This window comes from Curtobacterium sp. TXMA1 (assembly GCF_020162095.1).
GTDB lineage: Bacteria > Actinomycetota > Actinomycetes > Actinomycetales > Microbacteriaceae > Curtobacterium.
Genome location: NZ_CP083910.1, coordinates 3,055,264 through 3,073,405 on the forward strand (window position 1 = coordinate 3,055,264; position 18,142 = coordinate 3,073,405).

Annotated in this window: 22 protein-coding genes, 1 tRNA gene and 1 riboswitch; of the genes, 12 read left to right on the forward strand and 11 right to left on the reverse strand. The window is 72.3% G+C overall.

What is annotated here, in order from left to right:
* Positions 1 to 212: 212 nt before the first annotated feature.
* The 3 genes from LCG91_RS14380 to LCG91_RS14390 form a co-directional block, all read right to left on the reverse strand.
* Positions 213 to 1,130 carry an anti-sigma factor domain-containing protein gene (locus LCG91_RS14380; RefSeq protein ID WP_224441810.1) on the reverse strand — a complete coding sequence of 306 codons (918 nt, stop codon included), beginning with the start codon at positions 1,128 to 1,130 and terminating at the stop codon, positions 213 to 215.
* On the reverse strand, positions 1,127 to 1,726 hold the full coding sequence (locus LCG91_RS14385) for a sigma-70 family RNA polymerase sigma factor (protein WP_058728600.1): 600 nt from the start codon (positions 1,724 to 1,726) through the stop codon (positions 1,127 to 1,129). Before LCG91_RS14385 ends, LCG91_RS14380 begins: the two co-directional genes overlap by 4 nt.
* 596 nt (positions 1,727 to 2,322) lie before the next feature.
* The gene (locus LCG91_RS14390; protein ID WP_058750221.1) at positions 2,323 to 2,952 is read right to left on the reverse strand and encodes a hypothetical protein; all 630 of its coding nucleotides are present in this window, start codon (positions 2,950 to 2,952) and stop codon (positions 2,323 to 2,325) included.
* A 126-nt stretch (positions 2,953 to 3,078) separates the two neighbouring features.
* On the opposite strand from LCG91_RS14390, the gene LCG91_RS14395 reads away from it, so the two are divergent.
* From LCG91_RS14395 to LCG91_RS14405, 3 genes are all read left to right on the forward strand, one after another.
* Positions 3,079 to 3,240 carry a DUF2207 domain-containing protein gene (locus tag LCG91_RS14395; RefSeq protein WP_137768325.1) on the forward strand — a complete coding sequence of 54 codons (162 nt, stop codon included), beginning with the start codon at positions 3,079 to 3,081 and terminating at the stop codon, positions 3,238 to 3,240.
* A gap of 53 nt (positions 3,241 to 3,293) precedes the next feature.
* Positions 3,294 to 3,369, forward strand: a tRNA-Lys gene (locus LCG91_RS14400).
* A gap of 239 nt (positions 3,370 to 3,608) precedes the next feature.
* Positions 3,609 to 3,929, forward strand: a complete 321-nt coding sequence (locus LCG91_RS14405) for a hypothetical protein (protein WP_224441811.1) — start codon at positions 3,609 to 3,611, stop codon at positions 3,927 to 3,929.
* A gap of 285 nt (positions 3,930 to 4,214) precedes the next feature.
* On the opposite strand, the gene LCG91_RS14410 is transcribed toward LCG91_RS14405, so the two are convergent.
* The gene (locus tag LCG91_RS14410; protein ID WP_058728598.1) at positions 4,215 to 5,150 is read right to left on the reverse strand and encodes an aldose 1-epimerase family protein; all 936 of its coding nucleotides are present in this window, start codon (positions 5,148 to 5,150) and stop codon (positions 4,215 to 4,217) included.
* On the reverse strand, positions 5,147 to 5,998 hold the full coding sequence (locus LCG91_RS14415) for a DeoR/GlpR family DNA-binding transcription regulator (protein WP_137768328.1): 852 nt from the start codon (positions 5,996 to 5,998) through the stop codon (positions 5,147 to 5,149). The genes LCG91_RS14410 and LCG91_RS14415 overlap by 4 nt, the downstream gene beginning before the upstream one ends.
* 64 nt (positions 5,999 to 6,062) lie before the next feature.
* On the opposite strand from LCG91_RS14415, the gene galT reads away from it, so the two are divergent.
* Together galT and galK are read left to right on the forward strand one after the other, a co-directional pair.
* Positions 6,063 to 7,160: a galactose-1-phosphate uridylyltransferase gene (gene galT, locus LCG91_RS14420; protein ID WP_058728596.1), complete on the forward strand. Its 1,098-nt coding sequence runs from the start codon at positions 6,063 to 6,065 to the stop codon at positions 7,158 to 7,160.
* Positions 7,157 to 8,293, forward strand: coding sequence for a galactokinase (galK, locus tag LCG91_RS14425; RefSeq protein WP_224441812.1), 1,137 nt, complete (start codon positions 7,157 to 7,159; stop codon positions 8,291 to 8,293). The genes galT and galK overlap by 4 nt, the downstream gene beginning before the upstream one ends.
* Positions 8,294 to 8,452: 159 nt before the next feature.
* Here the strand turns inward: galK and LCG91_RS14430 are convergent, their stop codons facing one another.
* The 3 genes from LCG91_RS14430 to glyA all read right to left on the reverse strand — a co-directional run bounded on the left by LCG91_RS14430 (position 8,453) and on the right by glyA (position 11,277).
* Positions 8,453 to 8,902 carry a hypothetical protein gene (locus LCG91_RS14430; protein WP_224441813.1) on the reverse strand — a complete coding sequence of 150 codons (450 nt, stop codon included), beginning with the start codon at positions 8,900 to 8,902 and terminating at the stop codon, positions 8,453 to 8,455.
* 183 nt (positions 8,903 to 9,085) lie between these two features.
* A complete protein-coding gene (locus LCG91_RS14435; RefSeq protein ID WP_224441814.1) occupies positions 9,086 to 10,009 on the reverse strand; it encodes a tetrahydrofolate dehydrogenase/cyclohydrolase catalytic domain-containing protein in 924 nt (307 codons plus the stop codon).
* A complete protein-coding gene (gene glyA, locus LCG91_RS14440; RefSeq protein WP_224443162.1) occupies positions 10,006 to 11,277 on the reverse strand; it encodes a serine hydroxymethyltransferase in 1,272 nt (423 codons plus the stop codon). The genes LCG91_RS14435 and glyA overlap by 4 nt, the downstream gene beginning before the upstream one ends.
* A 68-nt stretch (positions 11,278 to 11,345) precedes the next feature.
* Positions 11,346 to 11,431, reverse strand: a riboswitch (ZMP/ZTP riboswitch).
* Between the two features lie 78 nt (positions 11,432 to 11,509).
* Between glyA and clpS the strand changes: the two genes are divergently transcribed.
* The gene (gene clpS / locus LCG91_RS14445; RefSeq protein ID WP_058728592.1) at positions 11,510 to 11,809 is read left to right on the forward strand and encodes an ATP-dependent Clp protease adapter ClpS; all 300 of its coding nucleotides are present in this window, start codon (positions 11,510 to 11,512) and stop codon (positions 11,807 to 11,809) included.
* Positions 11,806 to 12,282, forward strand: a complete 477-nt coding sequence (locus LCG91_RS14450; protein ID WP_224441815.1) for a DUF2017 family protein — start codon at positions 11,806 to 11,808, stop codon at positions 12,280 to 12,282. Before clpS ends, LCG91_RS14450 begins: the two co-directional genes overlap by 4 nt.
* 36 nt (positions 12,283 to 12,318) lie before the next feature.
* Here LCG91_RS14450 and LCG91_RS14455 read toward each other — a convergent pair whose 3' ends face one another.
* Positions 12,319 to 13,197 (reverse strand): NAD(P)H-binding protein, encoded by an 879-nt coding sequence (locus tag LCG91_RS14455; protein ID WP_224441816.1) that lies wholly within the window; start codon positions 13,195 to 13,197, stop codon positions 12,319 to 12,321.
* Positions 13,198 to 13,257: 60 nt separating this feature from the next.
* Between LCG91_RS14455 and LCG91_RS14460 the strand changes: the two genes are divergently transcribed.
* Genes LCG91_RS14460 through LCG91_RS14470 form a run of 3 tightly spaced genes read left to right on the forward strand, consistent with a single transcriptional unit; the run spans position 13,258 to position 15,617 of the window.
* Positions 13,258 to 13,716, forward strand: coding sequence for a MarR family winged helix-turn-helix transcriptional regulator (locus LCG91_RS14460; RefSeq protein WP_224441817.1), 459 nt, complete (start codon positions 13,258 to 13,260; stop codon positions 13,714 to 13,716).
* A 48-nt stretch (positions 13,717 to 13,764) separates the two neighbouring features.
* The gene (locus tag LCG91_RS14465) at positions 13,765 to 14,184 is read left to right on the forward strand and encodes a MarR family winged helix-turn-helix transcriptional regulator (protein ID WP_224441818.1); all 420 of its coding nucleotides are present in this window, start codon (positions 13,765 to 13,767) and stop codon (positions 14,182 to 14,184) included.
* Positions 14,073 to 15,617, forward strand: coding sequence for an MFS transporter (locus LCG91_RS14470; RefSeq protein WP_224441819.1), 1,545 nt, complete (start codon positions 14,073 to 14,075; stop codon positions 15,615 to 15,617). Before LCG91_RS14465 ends, LCG91_RS14470 begins: the two co-directional genes overlap by 112 nt.
* Before the next feature lie 34 nt (positions 15,618 to 15,651).
* On the opposite strand, the gene LCG91_RS14475 is transcribed toward LCG91_RS14470, so the two are convergent.
* On the reverse strand, positions 15,652 to 16,284 hold the full coding sequence (locus tag LCG91_RS14475) for a nucleotidyl transferase AbiEii/AbiGii toxin family protein (RefSeq protein ID WP_224441820.1): 633 nt from the start codon (positions 16,282 to 16,284) through the stop codon (positions 15,652 to 15,654).
* 26 nt (positions 16,285 to 16,310) lie between these two features.
* Entirely contained in the window at positions 16,311 to 16,634 is a 324-nt protein-coding gene (locus LCG91_RS14480; RefSeq protein WP_058750211.1) for a hypothetical protein, read from the reverse strand.
* A 158-nt stretch (positions 16,635 to 16,792) separates the two neighbouring features.
* Here LCG91_RS14480 and purU point away from each other — a divergent pair, with 158 nt between their 5' ends.
* Positions 16,793 to 17,653 carry a formyltetrahydrofolate deformylase gene (gene purU / locus LCG91_RS14485; RefSeq protein WP_058728587.1) on the forward strand — a complete coding sequence of 287 codons (861 nt, stop codon included), beginning with the start codon at positions 16,793 to 16,795 and terminating at the stop codon, positions 17,651 to 17,653.
* A 7-nt stretch (positions 17,654 to 17,660) separates the two neighbouring features.
* Positions 17,661 to 18,074 carry a YrdB family protein gene (locus LCG91_RS14490; RefSeq protein ID WP_224441821.1) on the forward strand — a complete coding sequence of 138 codons (414 nt, stop codon included), beginning with the start codon at positions 17,661 to 17,663 and terminating at the stop codon, positions 18,072 to 18,074.
* Positions 18,075 to 18,142: the final 68 nt, after the last annotated feature.

Consider the following 18,142-nt stretch of genomic DNA (forward strand, 5'->3'; position numbering starts at 1 on the left):
GCGACGGACGGCGGACGCCGGGCGGCGCACGGCGGACGCGCACGGCTCGCGGCGCACGGCTCGCGGCTCGCCGCGACGACCCCGCTGTCGCACGGCGACGGACCCGTCGCGGGAGCACGACGACGGACCTGTCGCGGGAGCACGACGACCCCCGACGCAGAACGGCGGGCAGCAGATGGTCCGCTGCCCGCCGTCCTGCGTCGGAGTCGGTGCTACGCCTGGGTCGTGGGGACGGCCATGAGCGGCGTCGAGGTCGGCTGGTCGGACCCGCCCTCAGGCTCGACCGTCATGCCGATCGCGTCGCCGGGGGTCAGGTCGCCTTCGAGCACCGCCGTGTGCACGCCGTTCCGGGCACCGTCGACGAGGCCGGCCGGCACCACCTTCGTGCCCTCGGAACCGATGTACCAGAGCTCGTAGGTCTTGCCCGCCGGAGCCTGCTCGACTCCGTCGAGGATCACCGCGGACTTGCCGACGTCGTGCGACCACACCACCGTCGCCGAGCCGCCACCGGGGACCTTCGCGGTCGTGCGCTGGAAGTCGGATGCGGCGTAGATCGAGTCGAGCGTGCCCGAGGCCTGCGTGGTGCCGGTGCCGGAGCCGTCGGACTGGCCGAAGTTCGTGCCGACGCCGAGTCCGACGCCGAGGAACACCACCGCGACCGCTGCTGCGGCGGACAGGGCGGCCACCGGACGCTGGAACCAGCGGCGGCGGGCCTTCGCCGATGCCGCGCCCTCCCCGTCCGCAGCGGCGGGAGCCGTTCCGAACGCGACGACGTTCGCGGTGTCGGCGACCTGTGCGGGGGCGGGAGCCACACCGACGGCGGGGTCGGACGACGAGACGGAGGCGAGTGGGGCCTCCAGGCCGGCGACCGGAGCCGTGGCGTCCGACGGAGCTGCCTGCGGGGTCCGGGCGATCTGCGCCATCAGCGAGGCCTTGAGCGACGCGGGCGGCTCGATCGGCTCGACGGCGTACGCGAGCTGCAGGGCGGTCTCGCGGAGCGAGTCCGCCTCCGACTGCAGCTCCGGCGAGGTCGTCAGGGCGTGCTCGAGGAGCGCGCGCTCGTCGTCCGACAGGGCGTCCAGGGCGTGCGACCCGGTGAGCAGGGCAGGGTCGTCGTGGCGTTCGGTCATGACGTCACCCCCATCTCGTCTCGGAGTCGGATCATCCCGTCACGGAGACGGGTCTTGACGGTGCCGATCGGGACACCGAGCCGTTCGGCCATCTCGCTGTGCGAGTAGCCGCCGTAGTACGCGAGCTGCACCGCCTGCCGCTGGAACTCGGTGAGCTTGCCGAGCGCCCGGCTGACCCGTTCGTGCTCGATCCGGATCTCGACCGACTCGGAGACCTGGTCGAAACCGGACTCCAGGTCGCGGATGCCGATCTTGGTGTCCCGGTCGTGCGACGCCTGCGATGCGCGGACCCGGTCGACAGCGCGGCGGTGGGCCATGGTGAGCACCCAGCTGGCGGCGGTGCCGCGTGCACGGTCGAAGCGGGTGGCCTGCTGCCAGACCTCGAGGAAGACCTCCTGCGCGACCTCCTCGGACTGGGCACGGTCCTTCAGGAGGCGCGTCACCAGACCGAGCACACGGCCGGACAGGGCGTCGTAGAGGTCGGAGAAGGCTGCCTGGTCGCCGTCGGCGACACGGGCGAGCAGATCGTCGGGCGACACGGGTGTGGGCTCGGTGGAGCTCCAGGCCTCGGTGTCGTGTTCCACGAGCGCAAGCATTGCAGGTTTCCCCCCTCTCGGTGGCATTGCGTCCGACATGTGCAATCACTTCGCAGGTCGGGTTCGGGTCGTTCGGATCCTCGCGGCGGTGGAGTCGGGGCGAGGGCCGCACGGCCCGCAGGGAATTGACCGGCGGGTACCGGACCGGGTCGAGCGGGCCCTCGCTGTGACGTCCGCGAGGAGCGTCACACCCTCTGTTCGGCACCGTCGCCGGACCGGATTGGGCAGAGCTGCGTCGTCCTCGTGTCCGGGGCACGCCCGGCCGCGCATCGTGTCCACCGAGAGTGAACACGGCCACGCGCACAGCACGTGTCTCGTAGAGTTGGTGTCGCCGGGCCGCAGCAAGCCCCGGGCTCCAAAATTCGCCGCTTCGAGCGGCCTCGCGCCGAGAGGCGCTTCTGCGGCCCGGTCTTCGCATGTCCGGGGGCGGCCACGCCGTGCGCTCGTCCGGCGCCGTCCGGCGTTGCGGTCGCGGTGATCGTCGCAGCCTGACCGGCGTCGCCGTCGCGGTGGTCGTCGCAGCCTGTCCGGTGTCGCGGTCGCGGTGGTCATGCCGGTCTGGAGGCGCGCGGCGTCGGTCCGCCCCGCCCCTCTGCTCAGTCCAGGCTGTCGCGACGCCAGAGCGCCGCCGCCTCGGTCAGGTCGGCCGCCAGCTCCGTCAGCCGCAGCGCACGCCGGGTCAGCTCGGTCGCGCGCTCCCCCGCGGTCAGGTCCGCGTCGTCCGCCACCGAGGTCGCACCCGCGGCGGTCAGCCGGCAGAACGCCGCCCCGCGGTCGAGCGCCACCGCGAGGTCACCCGTGTACAGCCCGTGCAGGATGCTGTCCGCCAGGGTCAGGATCTCCGCCGGACCCGTCGGCTGCTCGGCACCCGCGACGGCCTCGTCGATCGTGCCGATCTGCGCCGTGCCCCGCTCGAAGAAGTACGAGACCTCCTCCGGGTTCTGTCGGATCACGACCCGCACGAGGTAGATCCGCCACAGCGCCCCGGGGAGCGTGTGCGCGCCGACGCGGGCCCACAGCTCGGCGATCGCGTCGATGCCGTGCACGTCGGTGTAGGTCACGAGCCGCTCGACCACCGCCGGGTCGGGGTCCTGCCGGACGCGGTGCAGCAGCGCGTTCGCCGTCTCGTGCGCGACACGGTTCACCAGGGCCGGGTCATCGCCGCCCTGGATCGCGGCGAACTCCTGGTCGGTGAAGTGGACGGGACGGTGGTGATCGCGAGGCACCCGGCGAGTGTAGGCGCGGCCGCCGACGCGCACGTCCCCCGTTCGCCACGAACGCAACCGGGCGCGCGCGGGTACCGTGCTCCGGCAGGGAGGCACTCCTCCCGGACGTTGAGAAGAGGAGACTCCATGAACGCCCTGCTCGTCATCCTGGCCGTGATCGCGGTCGTCCTGCTGTTCGTCGGTGGCTTCACCGCGAGCCTGAAGTTCCTGCTGTGGGTCGGCATCGTGCTGCTCGTCATCGCGGTGATCATGTGGCTCCTGCGGACGCTCACCGGGCGCCGCAGCTGACCGACGGCACTGGTTCTCGTCTGGAGGCCCTCACCCGCTAGCCTTGCGGGTGAGGGCCTCTAGCTCAGTTGGTAGAGCACCGGACTTTTAATCCGAGGGTCGTGGGTTCGAGCCCCACGGGGCCCACCAGTCTCCCGGACTCCGGCTCTTCATCCGAGGGTCGTGGGTTCGAGCCCCACGGGGCCCACCTTCTTCCCCGCGCGAGGCCCCACCGGGGTACAACCCGGACACAGGATGTTCATGGTGCGTCTTGTGCACAGTCCAGTCCCCGCTCAGCGGTTTGCCTGCACGACGCCGATAGTGTCGTTCCCGGTCCTGATCCACGGACCGAACAGCACCGCAGCACCAGAGAACGATCGGGGTACACCGTGACCGAGCCCATCGACGCCACGCAGACCAGCACCACCGCTGACGCGCGCCGCATCGTCGAGCTCGCAGCAGCGACGAACACCACCATGAGCAACCAGCTCCTCCTCGACACCCTGCGCCGCAGCGCGCGGGTCACGACGCGGCACATCCGCACCGACTTCGTCGAGGTGGCCACCGCCACCGCCGTCCTCGGGTACGTGTGCCGACAGGGCAGCGAGTACACCGCCCTGCGCGGCGACGACCCGGCGTGGGCGCAGGAGATCGGCCGCTACGGCACCGAGTCCCTCGCGGTCGAGGCACTGCGCATGCGCCGCGCCTGACGCCCAGCGCACACACGACGAAGGCCGCCCCACGTGGGCGGCCTTCGTCATGTCCGCGGCTGCCGGGTACGCCGACCTGGCGCTCGCGGGCCTCCTGCGCGCCGTTCCGGTCGCACGACCCGCCCGCCCGCGCCGCTCCGGTCTCACGACGCGCCGCCCGCGATCGTTCCGGTCGCACGACGTGCCGCCGGCGAGGGACCTGAACGGCATGTCTTGCGACCGGGCCCCACCCGGACCGACCGCACGTGCGCGTCGAAGGGCCGGCCGGGGCGATCCCGCCGGCGCTCAGGACCAGACGCGGCGGATGCCCCAGGTACCGGTCCAGGTCTCGTCGGGCTCGAGCCAGCGCAGGCCCTCGCCCGAGTTCAGGGCGTTCGCGGGCGCCGTCATCGGCTCCACCGCCACGGCCAGCCCGGTGCCGTCACCGCGGGGGAACTCCCGGGAGGTGAAGACCTGCACGTACGGGAACGACTCGTCCTGCCACAGCTCCACGCCGTCGCCCTCCGGGCCGTGCAGCGTCGTGCGCCGGACACCGTGCTCGTCGGGCGCGACGTCCCGGTACGCGGTGTCGAGGTCGGCGTCCCCGGCGCGCTGCCCGGAACGCAGGTCGTACGGGGTGCCCTCGACCGGCACCGTGCCGTCCGGGATCTTGTGCTCGTCGACCGTGAAGGCCGTGGCGGCGTCCAGGGTGACGACGAGGTCCTCGGCCGGGGTGTCGCCGGCGCGCAGGTACGGGTGGGCCCCGACGGCGAAGGGAGCGCGGACGCCGGAGCGGTTCGTGATCGTGTGGGTCACCCGGACGCCGTCGTCGACGAGCTCGTGGTGCACCCGGGTCTCGAGGGTGAACGGCCACCCGTGCTGCGGGTGGACCGTCGCCTGCTGCTCGATCGACGACTCGGTCTGGTCCACCACACGGTACGGCGAGAACCGCAGCAGCCCGTGCGAGGCGTTGCCGTACTTCGGCTCGGAGACGTCCAGCTGCTGCCGCTTCCCGTCGAGGTCCCAGACGGCGCCGGCGACACGGTTCGGCCACGGCACGAGCACGATGCCGTCGGCACCCGGCGGCAGCGAGGTCACGGGGAACGGCTCGGTCAGGTCGAACCCGGCGACGCGGAGCTCCCGGATGCCCGCTGCGACCTCGGTGACGACGGCCTCGACGACCCCGTCCGGCCCGGCGTGGCGGAGGTGGTACTGCGCTCCGGTGGGTGCTGCTGCGGTCATGCGTGCGACTTCCTTCCGTCTGGTGCTGCGCCGCCGTCCTCGTCGGCCACGACGACCCGGACCCCGGCCGCCCGGATCGGGGCGACGGCGTCCGCCGTGACCTCGGCGGTGACGACGACGTCGATGTCCTCGAGCGGGCGGACGACACCGAGGTGGGCCCGGCCGAACTTCGAGCCGTCCGCCACCACGACGGTACGCCGGGCGGCGTCGGCCAGCATCCGCTTCGCCTCGGTCTCGGGCAGGTTCACGTTCGTCAGGCCGTGCTCGACGTCGAGCCCGGTGCCGCCGAGGAACACCACGTCCGCGGCGATCATCGGCAGGACCGCGCCGAGGAAGGGCGCGACGAGCGAGTGCTGCAGCGGGCGGAGGGTCCCACCGGTGACGACCACGGTGAACCGAGGGACCGCCGGTTCGAGCGCGAGCGCCGTCGTCAGTGAGTTGGTGACGACGGTCAGGTCGGTCAGGTCCTCCCGCGCGACGAGCGCCGAGGCCACCGCTGCCGGCGTGGTGCCGACGTCGAGCACGACGCACTCGCCGGACCGGACCATCGCGGCCGCGGCGCGGCCGATGGCGGCCTTGGCCACCTGGTGCTCGACGGCGGTCTCCTCGAAGGGGCGCTCGGGGGAACCGGCTCCGCGGCGGACCGCACCGCCGCGGACCCGCCGGATGCGGGCCTCCTGGTCGAGCAGGGCGAGGTCCTGGCGGACGGTGACCTCGCTGGTCCCCAGCGCCGCTGCGAGGGAGGCGGTCCGGACCAGGCCCGGGGCACCCTCGACGATGGAGACGATGCGGTCCTGCCGCAGCGGCGCGGGCAGCGACCCGTCGAGGAAGGAGAGGTCGTCGCGCACCGGACGAGTTTCGCGCACTTACGGATGCTTTCGCAACGCTTCGCGAGGCGAGTAGGCTGTCCCGGTGATCACCAAGCGCGTGACGACGCTCGCCGACGGCCGCGAGCTCATCTACTTCGACGACGCCGACACCCAGCTGCCCGCGGAGCGCAGCATCGACCAGCGCGTCCTCGACCCCCGGCCCGAGACGGCCCGGATGCGACAGGACGTCCTGACCGGCGAGTGGGTGTCCATCGCCTCGAGCCGGCAGAACCGCGTGTTCCTGCCGCCCGCCGACCAGGACCCGCTCGCGCCCCAGACCGCCGCGAACCCGTCCGAGATCCCCAGCCGGTACGACGTCGCCGTGTTCGAGAACCGCTCCCCGTCGTTCGGCCCCCTGCTCGAGGCGGACGACGCGCCGGAGTCGCTCGAGTCGCTGTCCGACGTCGGACTGAACCGTCAGCTCCGGAGCGTCGGCCGCTGCGAGGTCGTGTGCTTCTCCCCCGAGACGAGCGGCTCGTTCGCCTCGATCAGCGAGTCGCGCGCCCGCACCGTGGTCGAGGCCTGGGCGGACCGCACCGCCGCGCTGTCCGCGATGCCCGGCATCCAGCAGGTCTTCCCGTTCGAGAACCGCGGCGAGGCGATCGGCGTCACCCTGCACCACCCGCACGGGCAGATCTACTCGTACCCGTACGTCACCCCGCGCACGCAGCGGCTGCTCGCGTCGATCGAGCGTTTCGGTCCGGACCTGTTCGAGCAGCACCTCGCGAACGAGCGAGCCTCGGAGCGCGTCGTGCTGCAGGGCGAGCACTTCACCGCGTTCGTGCCGTTCGCCGCGCGCTGGCCGATCGAGATCCACATGCTGCCGCACCGGCACGTCCCCGACTTCGCCGCGCTCACCGACGCCGAGAAGGACGAGCTCGCGCACATGCACCTGCGACTCACCCGCGGGCTCGACGCGCTCTACGACACCCCGACGCCGTACATCGCCGCCTGGCACCAGGCACCGGTGCACACCGCGCGGGACACCGTGCGGCTCATGCTGCAGATCACGTCGCCGCGCCGTGCGGCCGACAAGCTCAAGTTCCTGGCCGGCAGTGAGGCCGCCATGGGCGCCTGGATCGGGGACCTCGTGCCCGAGAAGGCGGCCGAGTTCATCCGAGGAGGGATCGAACGCGCATGACGTTCCAGCAGGTCTACGGGTACGAGCCGGCGGTGCAGTACTCCGCCCCCGGTCGCGTCAACCTGATCGGTGAGCACACCGACTACAACGACGGGTACGTGCTGCCCTTCGCGATCGATCGCCGCACGGTGGCCTCGATCGGGCAGCGGGACGACCGGTTGCTCCGGGTTGCCTCGGCCTTCGAGCCGGACGCGGTGCACGAGCTCTCGCTCGACGACCTGGCGCCGGAGAACATGGACGGCTGGTCGGCCTACGTGTTCGGCATCGCCTGGGCGCTGCGCGAGCAGGCGGGCGCGGACCTGTCCGGCAAGACCGGGTTCGACGTCTTCATCGACTCGGACGTGCCGGTGGGCGCGGGCCTGTCGTCGAGCGCCGCGATCGAGTGCGGTGTCGCGCTGGCCTTCACCGACCTGTGGGACCTCGGCCTGTCGCGCAAGCAGTTGGCGCGTGTCGGGCAGTACTCCGAGAACCACGCCGTCGGCGCACCGACCGGCATCATGGACCAGTCCGCCTCGCTGCTCGGGGAGCAGGACGCGGTCGTGTTCCTCGACTGCCGGACGCTCGACACCGCCGTGGTCGACCTGGCACTCGAGGCGAACGGCCTCGAGGTCCTGGTCATCGACACCCGCGTCGAGCACGCGCACGCCACCGGCGGCTACAAGGCGCGTCGCGAGTCCTGCGAGCGCGGTGCTGCGGCGATGGGTGTCCCGGCGCTCCGTGACGTCGCGGTCGAGGACCTGTCCCGCGCCGAGGAGCTGCTCGACGACGAGACCTTCCGGCGCGTGCGGCACATCGTCACCGAGGACCAGCGCGTCCTCGACACGGTCCGCACGCTCCGCGAGCAGGGTCCGCGGGCGATCGGCGAGCTGCTCGTCGCCTCGCACGCCTCGATGCGCGACGACTTCGAGATCTCGGTGCCGGAGCTCGACCTGGCGGTCGAGACGGCGATGGCGCACGGCGCGGTCGGCGCACGCATGACGGGTGGCGGGTTCGGCGGTGCGGCGATCGCACTGGTCGACCGGGAGGCCCGTGGCGCGATCACGGACGCCGTCACCTCCGCCTTCGCCACCGCCGGGTACCGCGAGCCCACCGTGTTCACGGTGCACGCCGCGCAGGGCGCTCGGCGCGACTGACGCGCTGCGCGCGGCGCGCACCGCGGCTCGGACGGAGCGCGTCGAACCACGTTCTCGACATCGAACCAGCACGCGCGGCTGGTTCGATGTCGGTTGCGTGGTTCGACGGCCGCAGGGCGAACGACCCGGCAGGACGGCAATCGGCGGCCGGGCGCTCGGTCAGCCCAGGTAGTCGGCGTACCGCGTCGTCTCGACGACGTTCCCGAGCACGAACGGGTGCGGCTGACCGTGCTCGACGGACCACTGCAGCCAGGCCATCTGCACGGGCATCAGCAGCCAGACGGCCACCGTGACGCCGAGCACGCCGGCGAGCGTGAGCCCCATCACGGTGTGCTCGTCGAACCGGCTCGCGCCCCGACGGGCGACCGCGACGAGGAACCCGCCGACGGCGACCGCCACGGTCAGGAGCGTCGTCCCGAGCGACGGGGACGACCGGAAGTCGATCTCCTGGCCGGCGTGGAAGAACGTCGCGCCCCAGGTCGATCCGGGCTGCTGGAAGAGGATGCAGAGCGCCACGATGACGATCAGCCAGCGGGCGTCCTTCGTGAACTGCGACAGCTCGGGCCGCGGCCGCAGCACCGGTTCGGTCAGCTGTCGTTCGTCCCCCATGCGGTGACCGTAGCACCGCGCGAGGTGTGTGGCGGAGGCGATCCGCGCCTCCAGGCCGGGGCATAGCCGACCACGACGCGAGAGCGACAGATCACCGCGAGCCGTCCACGGTGATCTGTCGCCTTCGCGGAACGAACCGGCCGGCCCCGACCAGCCCGACCAGCGCGGCCGCCCCGGCGCGCGCTACCGCAGGTGGCGCTCGGCGGCCTCGACGACGTTCTTCATGAGCATCGCGCGGGTCATCGGCCCGACGCCGCCCGGCGTCGGCGACAGGAACCCGGCGACCGACGCCACCGCGGGGTCGACGTCACCGCGCAGCTTCGCCTTCCCGGTGGTCTCGTCGACGATCCGGCTGATGCCGACGTCGATCACGGCCGCACCGGGCTTGACCCAGTCCGGTTGCACGAGCCCGGCGACCCCGGCCGCAGCGACGATGATGTCCGCGCGACGGCACTCGGCGGCGACGTCCTCGGTCAGGGAGTGCGTCAGCGTCGCGGTGGCCTCGAGCCGGGTCAGGAGCAGCCCGAGCGGACGACCGACCGTCAGGCCCTGCCCGATGATCGTGACGTGCCGCCCGCGGATCGGGACGTCGTAGGCCTCGAGCATCGCGACGATGCCGCGCGGGGTGCAGGGCAGCGGCGCGTCGATCGTGCCGGCGCCTCCGGGCACGGCGAGCACGAGCTCGCCGAGGTTCGTCGGGTGCAGGCCGTCGGCGTCCTTCGCCGGGTTCATCAGCTCGAGCATCGGGATCGGGTCGATGCCCTGCGGCAGCGGGAGCTGCACGATGAACGCCGTGACCCGGGGGTCGTCGTTCATCTGCAGGATCGCGGCGCGGATGTCGGCAGCCGAAGCGGTCTCCGGCAGGTCGATGCGGACCGAGTCGAGCCCGATCTGCGCCGAGTCCTTGTGCTTGCCGGCGACGTACGACACCGAACCCGGGTTCTGGCCGACCATGATCGTGCCGAGCCCGGGCCGGAACCCGTGGTCGTGCAGCCGGTCGATGCGGACCTTCAGGTCGTCGAGCGTGCGGGCGGCGAGGGCGGTGCCGTCGATGCGGACGGCACTGCCCTCACCTGCCCACCGCTCGCGAGGGAGCGCGGTGCTCACGCGTAGAGCGGGAACGCGTCGGTCAGGGCCTTCACCCGGGCCGAGAGCGCTGCGATGTCCGGGTTCGGCATGAGGGTCAGCGCGATGATGTCCGCCACCTCGGTGAACTCGGCGTCGCCGAAGCCGCGGGTCGCCAGCGCCGGCGTGCCGATGCGGACACCCGAGGTCACCATCGGCGGGCGCGGGTCGAACGGCACGGAGTTGCGGTTCACGGTGATGCCGACCTCGTGCAGCAGGTCCTCTGCCTGCTTGCCGTCGACCTCGGACTCGCGCAGGTCGACGAGCACCAGGTGCACGTCGGTGCCGCCGGTGAGGACGTCGATGCCCGCTGCCCTCGCGTCGGCCTGCGTGAGCCGGTCCGCCAGCAGACGAGCACCGCGGAGCGTGCGCTCCTGGCGGTCCTTGAACTCCGGCTGGCCCGCGAGCAGGAACGCGGTGGCCTTGGCGGCGATCACGTGCATGAGCGGACCGCCCTGCTGGCCCGGGAACACCGCGGAGTTCAGCTTCTTGAAGAGCGACTCCTCGTTGGACAGGATGATGCCCGAGCGGGGACCGGCGAGCGTCTTGTGCACGGTCGAGGACACGACGTGCGCGTGCGGCAGCGGCGACGGGTGCAGGCCCGCGGCGACGAGACCGGCGAAGTGCGCCATGTCGACCCAGAGCGTCGCGCCGACCTCGTCCGCGATCTCACGGAACTTCGCGAAGTCGAGCTGGCGGGGGTACGCCGACCAGCCGGCGATGAGGACCTTCGGCTGGTGCTCGATCGCCTTCGCACGGATGTCGTCGTAGTCGACCTCGAACGTCTCCGGGTCGACGCCGTACGACACGGCGTTGTAGATGCGGCCGGAGAAGTTGAGCTTCATGCCGTGGGTCAGGTGACCGCCGTGCGCGAGCTCGAGGCCGAGGATGGTGTCCCCGGCGGAGGCGATGGCGTGCAGGACCGCGGCGTTCGCGCTGGCGCCGGAGTGCGGCTGCACGTTCGCGTACGCGGCGCCGAACAGGGCCTTCGCACGGTCGATGGCGAGCTGCTCGGCGACGTCGACGTACTCGCAGCCGCCGTAGTAGCGCTTGCCCGGGTAGCCCTCGGCGTACTTGTTCGTCAGGACGGAGCCCTGCGACTCGAGGACGGCACGCGGGACGAAGTTCTCGGACGCGATCATCTCGAGGGTGTCGCGCTGCCGGCCGAGCTCGTCCTGCAGCACGGCGGCGATCTCGGGGTCGACCTCGGCGAGCGGGGCGTTGAAGCTGGACTGCGCGGTGGCAGGCATCAGATCGGTGATGGACACGGGACTCCTCGTTGTCTGATCGCCGCGCGGACGCGACGAGGTGGACGGGTGGGCGCGGCCCAGGCGTACGGCCGCGCTCCGTGTCAGGTGTCGCTCCCCGATGGTGACCCATCCAACGCCAGTCGCGACCCCTCGATCGTACCGAGCGGGCACGTTCGTGTCACCCTTGGGGACATGCACCCGAGCATCCCCGTCGACGCATGACCGGCGACGCATGACCCTGACCAGCCCCGACGTGGAGGAGCGCACCGACCTCGCCGCCCGGTTCGACGTCCCGTGGGTCACCGTGGTCTGGGACGACCCGGTGAACCTCATGTCCTACGTCACGTACGTCTTCCAGAGCTACTTCGGCTTCTCGCACGCCCGCGCCGAGCGGCTCATGCGCCAGGTGCACGACGACGGCCGGGCGATCGTCGCCACGGGTGCCCGCGAGGCGATGGAGCGCCACGTCGAGGCGATGCACGGCTACGGCCTGCAGGCCACGGTCGACCGCGCCGCGGGACCGGACGCGTGATCCCCTTCACCCGGCAGCGGGACGGGGTGCACCTCGCGATGTCCGAGGGCGAGCGCGCGGTGCTCGCCTCGCTCACGGAGCAGCTGCAGCAGGTGCTCGCCGGCGACCTGACCGCCGACCCCGTCGCGGCGCGGATGTTCCCGGACGCCTACCCCTCGGACACCGAGGCGAGCGACGAGTTCCGCCGCTGGACGCAGGCGGACCTGCTGACGCAGAAGACCGCGAACGCCGACGTCGTGCACGACTGGCTGACCGGCACGCGGGACGGCGCACTGACCGCGCAGGACGAGCAGGCGTGGCTGCGGTGCCTCACCGACCTGAGACTGACGATCGCGGAGCGGCTCGGCATCACCGACGCCGCGTCCGAGGAGGCCTCGTACGCCGGTGACGCCGGCCTCGGCCTCCGCGACGTCTACGACTGGATCGGGTACGTGCAGGAACACCTGGTCACCACCCTCACCACCACGGGCTGACGGGACGGCCGGGAGGCACGGCACACGTCCGCCGCGTCAGCCCCGGCCCGTCAGCTGCTCGCGGTTCCCGCGTGCCCAGTCCGCCAGGGAGCGCGGCGGCCGCCCGGTGATCCGGGCCACGTCGTCGCTCATGACGTCGACGCCGTCGAGTCCACGGCGGAGCACCCGCCCGAACTGCTGCCGGAGCCCCTCCGCCTGCCAGGCCGGGACACCGCCGGCGCGGACGACGGCGCGGTACACCCGGCTCGGCAGGTGCAGGGGGCGCACGCGGCGTCCGAGTCCCGACGAGAGCCCGGCCGCGATCCCGTGGGCGTCGAGGGCCGCGGGTCCGGTGAGCACGGGCTCGGTGCCGTCGTGCCCGTCCTCCGTCAGCACCGTGGCGGCGGTCCGGGCGATGTCGGCGGTGTCGATCCAGCCCGCTCGACCACGGCCGGTGGTGTGCGGGTACCAGCCGCGACCGATCGCCGGCGCGGAGGGCAGCAGGTTCGTCATGAACGCCGACGGGTGCAGGATCGTCCAGGCCAGGCCGCTGTCCCGCAGGAGCCGGTCGGTCCGCCACGCCGCCGCGGCCCAGGGCATCGGCGAGTGCTCCGCCGCGTCCCCGCCGGACAGGTGCACCACCCGGGGCACCCCCGCGCGCTGCGCCGCACGGACGCCGGTCTCGCCCTGCTGCGCCTGGCGCTCGCTGACCGGCGTGACGAGGAAGAAGCGGTCGACCCCCTCGAGCGCACGGGTCAGCGCGTCGAGGTCGTCGAGGTCCGCGAGTCGTGCGTCGATGCCACGCGCGCGGAGCCGCTCGGCCTGGTCGGGACGACGGACGACGGCGCGCACCGGTGCCCCTGAATCGTGCAGCAGCTCGAGTGTCTTCCCGCCGACGTCCCCGGTGACGCCCGTGATCGCGATCGTGTCGGTCATGTGACCCCTCCTTCGGTATCAGTTTCCTGTTACTCAACGCTACGCCGGTAGGATCGGATCGTGTCCAGCGAACTCTCGGTGCACCACGACGACGTCGACGCCGTCGCTGCATGGACGGTGATCCGCGCCGCGCGGGAACTCGCCCGCCGGCTCGCCGAGGAACTCGAACCCCTCGACCTGAGTCCGGTCGAGTTCGGCGCGCTCGTGCAGCTCGCCGCCGGCGGCGAGCACAACCAGGCCGAGCTGGCTCGCGCCGTGGGCGTGCGCCCGCAGAGCATGGCCGCCCTGGTGAGCGGACTCGAGACGCGGGGACTCGTCGAGCGGGGTGCCGTGCCGGGTCGGGGACGGGCCTCCCGGCTGCGCCTGACCCGGGACGGTCGTGAGCTGCTGGCGGACGCCTGGCCCCGCGTGCAGGCGAGCAACGCCTGGTTCGGCGACGACGTCGACGGCCTGGTGGGCACGCTGCGCCCGTTCACGACGGACGGGACCATCGGCAACACCGCGGACGGCGTCGTCTGATCAGAAGGCAACCTTGCAAGTTGGCCTGCTGAGTCGTACCGTTCCGGTGTGGAACCGATCGAGACGCTCGCGGACGACCTGCTGACCCTGCACGGTCGCATCCGCCGCACGGTCCTCGCCGGGAAGACCGACGAGGTGACCGCGTCCCAGACCGTCGCGCTCGGCCGACTCCTGCGCCACGGGGAGAGCACCGTCGCCGACCTCGCACGCGCCGAGGGTGTCCGCCCGCAGTCGATGGGTGCGACCGTGCAGGCGCTCGTCGACCTCGGGCTCGTCGAACGCCGTCCGGACCCGGCGGACGGTCGTCGCACGCTCGTCCGTGCCACGGAGACCGGTTCCCGGGCCCGCGCCGACGCGTGGACCAACCGGTCCCGCGTGCTCACGGACCGCCTGGCGGCCCTGCCCGAGGACGACCGTGCCACGGTCGCCCGTGCCCTCGCGATCCTCCTGCCGCTCACCGACGACTGACCCGGAAGAAGCCCACCACGTCCACGTCGACCTCCCCCGTCCCGACCACCGCCGACACCGCCACCACCGGCGGGAGCGGCTTCGGCCCGAAGCTCCTCGTCCCCGTCCTGGTCGGGCCGCTGCTCAACCCGATCAACACGACGATGGTGTCCGTCGCCCTCGCGCCGATCTCCCGTGACCTCGGCATCGGGGCCTCGCAGGCGATCTGGCTCGTCGCCGCGCTCTACCTGGCGAGCGCGGTCGCACAGCCGACGATGGGCAAGCTCGCCGACCGGTTCGGCCCGAAGAAGGTCTTCCTCACCGGGCTGGTGATCGTCGGCGTCGCGGGCGTCGTGCCCGAGGTGCTGACCGGCTTCGGCGGAGCGGTCACCGCGCGGGTGCTCATCGGGATCGGGACGTCGTCGGCGTACCCGGCGGCCCTGACCACGCTGCGGCAGCACTCCGCCCGCATCGGCAAGCCGACCCCACCGCTCGTGCTCGGAGCCCTGTCGATCACCTCGCTCGTGTCCGCCGCGGCCGGACCACCCCTCGGCGGGGCGCTCATCGCGGCGTTCGGGTGGCACGCGATCTTCCTGGTGAACGTCCCGCTCGCCGTGTTCGGCATCGTCGTCGCCGCGATGTGGCTGCCGTCCGACCGGCTCCGGCCCCGTGACGCCGAACAGCTGCCGGTCCGCACGGCCCTGGACCCGCTCGGCATGGTGCTCATGACCGGCACGGTGTCGGCGCTGCTGGTGTTCCTGCTCGACCTCGGCGCCGGGCTCTGGTGGCTGCTCGCGGTCGCGGTCGTGCTGTTCGTGGCACTCGTGCTGTGGGAGCTGCGCGCGACGAAGCCCTTCGTCGACGTGCGGCTGCTCGTCCGGAACGGTGCGCTGTCCCGCACCTACGCCCGGCTGTTCCTGACCTACCTGCTCGCGTACACGATGACCTACGGGTTCTCGCAGTGGGTGCAGGACGTCGCGGGCTACCCGAGCGACGTCGCCGGGTACCTGCAGCTGCCCGCAGCCGTCGTGGCCGGGGTGGTGTCGTTCGTCGTCGCGCGGCGGACCGCCGTCCGTCGACCGCTCGTCGTCGCTGCGCTCGTCCCCCTGGTCGGGGCCGGGCTCCTGCTCCTGCTGCACGCCGGGTCGCCGCTCGTGCTCCTGCTCGTCGTGCCGGCGCTGTTCGGCGTCCCGCAGGCCCTGGCGTCCGTGTCGAACCAGGCGGCGCTCTACAAGGTGGTGCCCTCGGAGTACATCGGCACCGCGGCCGGGCTCTCACGCACGAGCATCTACATCGGCGCGATCGCGGCGTCGTCGCTCATCGGCGGGGTGTTCGGGCAGGCCCCGACCACGCCGGACCTGCACGTGCTCGCGTGGGTGATGCTCGGCGTCGGCGTGCTGCTCGCCGTGCTGACGCTCGCGGACCGGGCGCTGGCGCGGGCGGACGCGCGCTGACTCGGCGGGGGAACCGCCCCCGGAGTCGGGCGTCTCAGCCGCCGGCGCGGGTCGCTGCTTCGATCTCGTCGGCCCGGTCGGTCAGCCGCCGCTCGACGCCCGACAACTCGGCGGAGGTCACGCCGTACTCCCGGACGCGCCGCACACCGATCCTCCGTACCTGTCGGAGCGCGTCGGCGAAGAGTCGTCGATCGAAGCCGTCGTCGTGCTCGGCCGCACCGTCGAGGAGCTCGGCATCGGAGAACCTCCCGCTCCGCCGGATCGCGTCCACGTCGAGGTAGTCACGCGCTTCCGCCCGCGAGAACAAGGCCGCGACCTTGTTCGACACCGCGTCGTACTCGTCGAGGACGGGACCGAGTGCGAGCACGACGGGCTGCCGTGCGCGCCAGTCCGCCCCGAGGTCGACCTCGACTGCCTCGTCTCCGAGCGCGACCCGGAGTCGTGCGAACAGTTCGAAGCGTCTGACGACGTCGACGTCGAACCCCTCGCAGACGAGCTGTGCGACGACGTCGTCGAGGGCCCGGTCGAACGCTGGTGCATCCCGTCGGTCCGTGAAGAGGTCGACGTCAGCAGTGGGACGAGATGTGAACCCGTGCTCACGGATGGCACCGGACCCGGCGAGCGCGAACCCGGAGTCGTGCGTCGCGGCGAGTGCGGTCGCAGCCACCCGTCGCTGCATCTCCTCGCCGGCGATCACGACGCGAGTTCCGGGAACCGGCTCTCCCACGCTCGTCGGATCCGGACGGGCAGGAAGAGGCTCGACCACCACCGCCGCAGGATCGTCGGACTGACCAGGGCCTGGACCTCGGCCAGCGTGCCCTCACGCAAGGTCGCCTCGTAGGCCTTGGCGACGTCGTCCCAGTGGGCGAGGTCGACGATCGGCTCAGGCCCCCAGTACACCGAGTCGGGCAGCCGGAGGGAGCCCTCGGCCGGGCCCGCGAGGTCGGCCAGACTGGCGGGTACCGCGAAGCCGCGCGTGGACTCGGTCCGGACCCGACCAGCCGTGTCGATCGTCATGGCACCCTCCCCACGCAAGGGTACCGAGGCCCCCACGACCGGACCAGCCCCTGTGGACATGGTTCCCGCGGGGCCCGAGCCAGCTCCTCAGGAACGCGGGGCGCACGCCGGGCGCACCACGGGCCTCCAGGCCGGAGCGCCCCGGTACCCTGATCTCCGTGACCGACCCGAACCCCACGCACTGGACCCTCACGCTCGTCTGCGACGACCAGCCCGGGATCGTGCACGCCGTGTCCGGAGCCGTCGTGGCGGCCAACGGCAACATCACCGAGTCGCAGCAGTTCTCGAGCGCCGACACGAACTCGTTCTTCATGCGCCTGCAGGTCATGGCGCCGGTCGACCGCGAGACCTTCGAACAGGCCCTCGCCCCGGTCGTCGAGCGCTACGACATGCGCGTCCAGCTCGACGTGGTCGGACGTCCGATGCGCACCCTGGTGCTCGTGTCGAAGGCGGGGCACTGCCTCAACGACCTGCTCTACCGCCAGCGCGGCGGGCAGCTGCCGATCGAGGTCCCGCTCGTGCTGTCGAACCACGCCGACCTGTCCGGTCTGGCGTCCTTCTACTCCGTGCCCTTCGAGCACCGACCGGTCACCGACGCGGACTCCAAGCAGGCGATGGAGCGGCGCATCCTCGAGGCGGTGGAGGAGCACGACATCGAGCTCGTCGTCCTCGCCCGCTACATGCAGATCCTGTCGCCGGAGCTCTGCGCCGCGCTCGAGGGCCGCGCCGTCAACATCCACCACTCGTTCCTGCCGGGCTTCAAGGGCGCGAACCCGTACCGGCAGGCGCACGCCCGCGGCGTGAAGCTCATCGGCGCGACGGCGCACTTCGTGACGAGCGACCTCGACGAGGGGCCGATCATCGAGCAGAACGTCGTCCGCGTGGACCACACGAAGGAACCCTCCGAGCTGGTCTCGATCGGCCAGGACGAGGAGTCCCGCACCCTGACGCAGGCGGTGCGCTGGATCGCGGAGGACCGTGTCCTGCTCGACGGCGCCCGCACCATCATCTTCCGGTAGGCACCGCATGACGAACGCACCGCAGAGCCCCGTCGACTGGGGCGACGTCCCGCCGCCCACGGATCCGGCTCCCGCTCGCCGGCGGGTCTCCGTCTCCGGCTGGGTGGTGCTGCGCGTGCTCGTGTGCGCGTTCGGGCTGCTCTCGCTGGCTTACTGGGGCTACCTCGCGTGGCCGTTCCCGTTCCCGGGCGTGCTGTTCATGGTCGGGGCGCCGCTGTTCGCCGCGGTCGTCTGGTTCCTCTTCCGGTCCCCGCGGTCGCCGATCGACACGGACGTGGTGGGCAAGGTGGTCGTCGAGACCGCACTCGTCATCGCGGCGGGTGGCGCGTGGCTGTCGCTCGGGCACCCGGTGGTCGGGTTGGTCTTCGTGCTGGTCGCGGCGCTGTCCGGGGTGGTCGCGTTCCGGCGGGAGACGGCGTGAGCCGGCCTGCGGGGTCGGCCGGGCTGGTCGGGTCGGCCGAGTCCGTCGGGTCGGCCGGGTCGGCGGGG

Excerpts from the sequence above, each read along its gene's own strand:
- LCG91_RS14455 (WP_224441816.1), bottom strand. The coding sequence starts at position 13,197 with ATGACCGACACGATCGCGATCACGGGCGTCACCGGGGACGTCGGCGGG.
- LCG91_RS14380 (WP_224441810.1), bottom strand. The coding sequence starts at position 1,130 with ATGACCGAACGCCACGACGACCCTGCCCTGCTCACCGGGTCGCACGCC.
- LCG91_RS14385 (WP_058728600.1), bottom strand. The coding sequence starts at position 1,726 with ATGCTTGCGCTCGTGGAACACGACACCGAGGCCTGGAGCTCCACCGAG.
- glyA (WP_224443162.1), bottom strand. The coding sequence starts at position 11,277 with ATGCCTGCCACCGCGCAGTCCAGCTTCAACGCCCCGCTCGCCGAGGTC.
- LCG91_RS14430 (WP_224441813.1), bottom strand. The coding sequence starts at position 8,902 with ATGGGGGACGAACGACAGCTGACCGAACCGGTGCTGCGGCCGCGGCCC.
- LCG91_RS14480 (WP_058750211.1), bottom strand. The coding sequence starts at position 16,634 with ATGACGATCGACACGGCTGGTCGGGTCCGGACCGAGTCCACGCGCGGC.
- LCG91_RS14395 (WP_137768325.1), top strand. The coding sequence starts at position 3,079 with ATGAACGCCCTGCTCGTCATCCTGGCCGTGATCGCGGTCGTCCTGCTG.
- galK (WP_224441812.1), top strand. The coding sequence starts at position 7,157 with ATGACGTTCCAGCAGGTCTACGGGTACGAGCCGGCGGTGCAGTACTCC.
- LCG91_RS14410 (WP_058728598.1), bottom strand. The coding sequence starts at position 5,150 with ATGACCGCAGCAGCACCCACCGGAGCGCAGTACCACCTCCGCCACGCC.
- LCG91_RS14490 (WP_224441821.1), top strand. The coding sequence starts at position 17,661 with ATGACGAACGCACCGCAGAGCCCCGTCGACTGGGGCGACGTCCCGCCG.
- clpS (WP_058728592.1), top strand. The coding sequence starts at position 11,510 with ATGACCCTGACCAGCCCCGACGTGGAGGAGCGCACCGACCTCGCCGCC.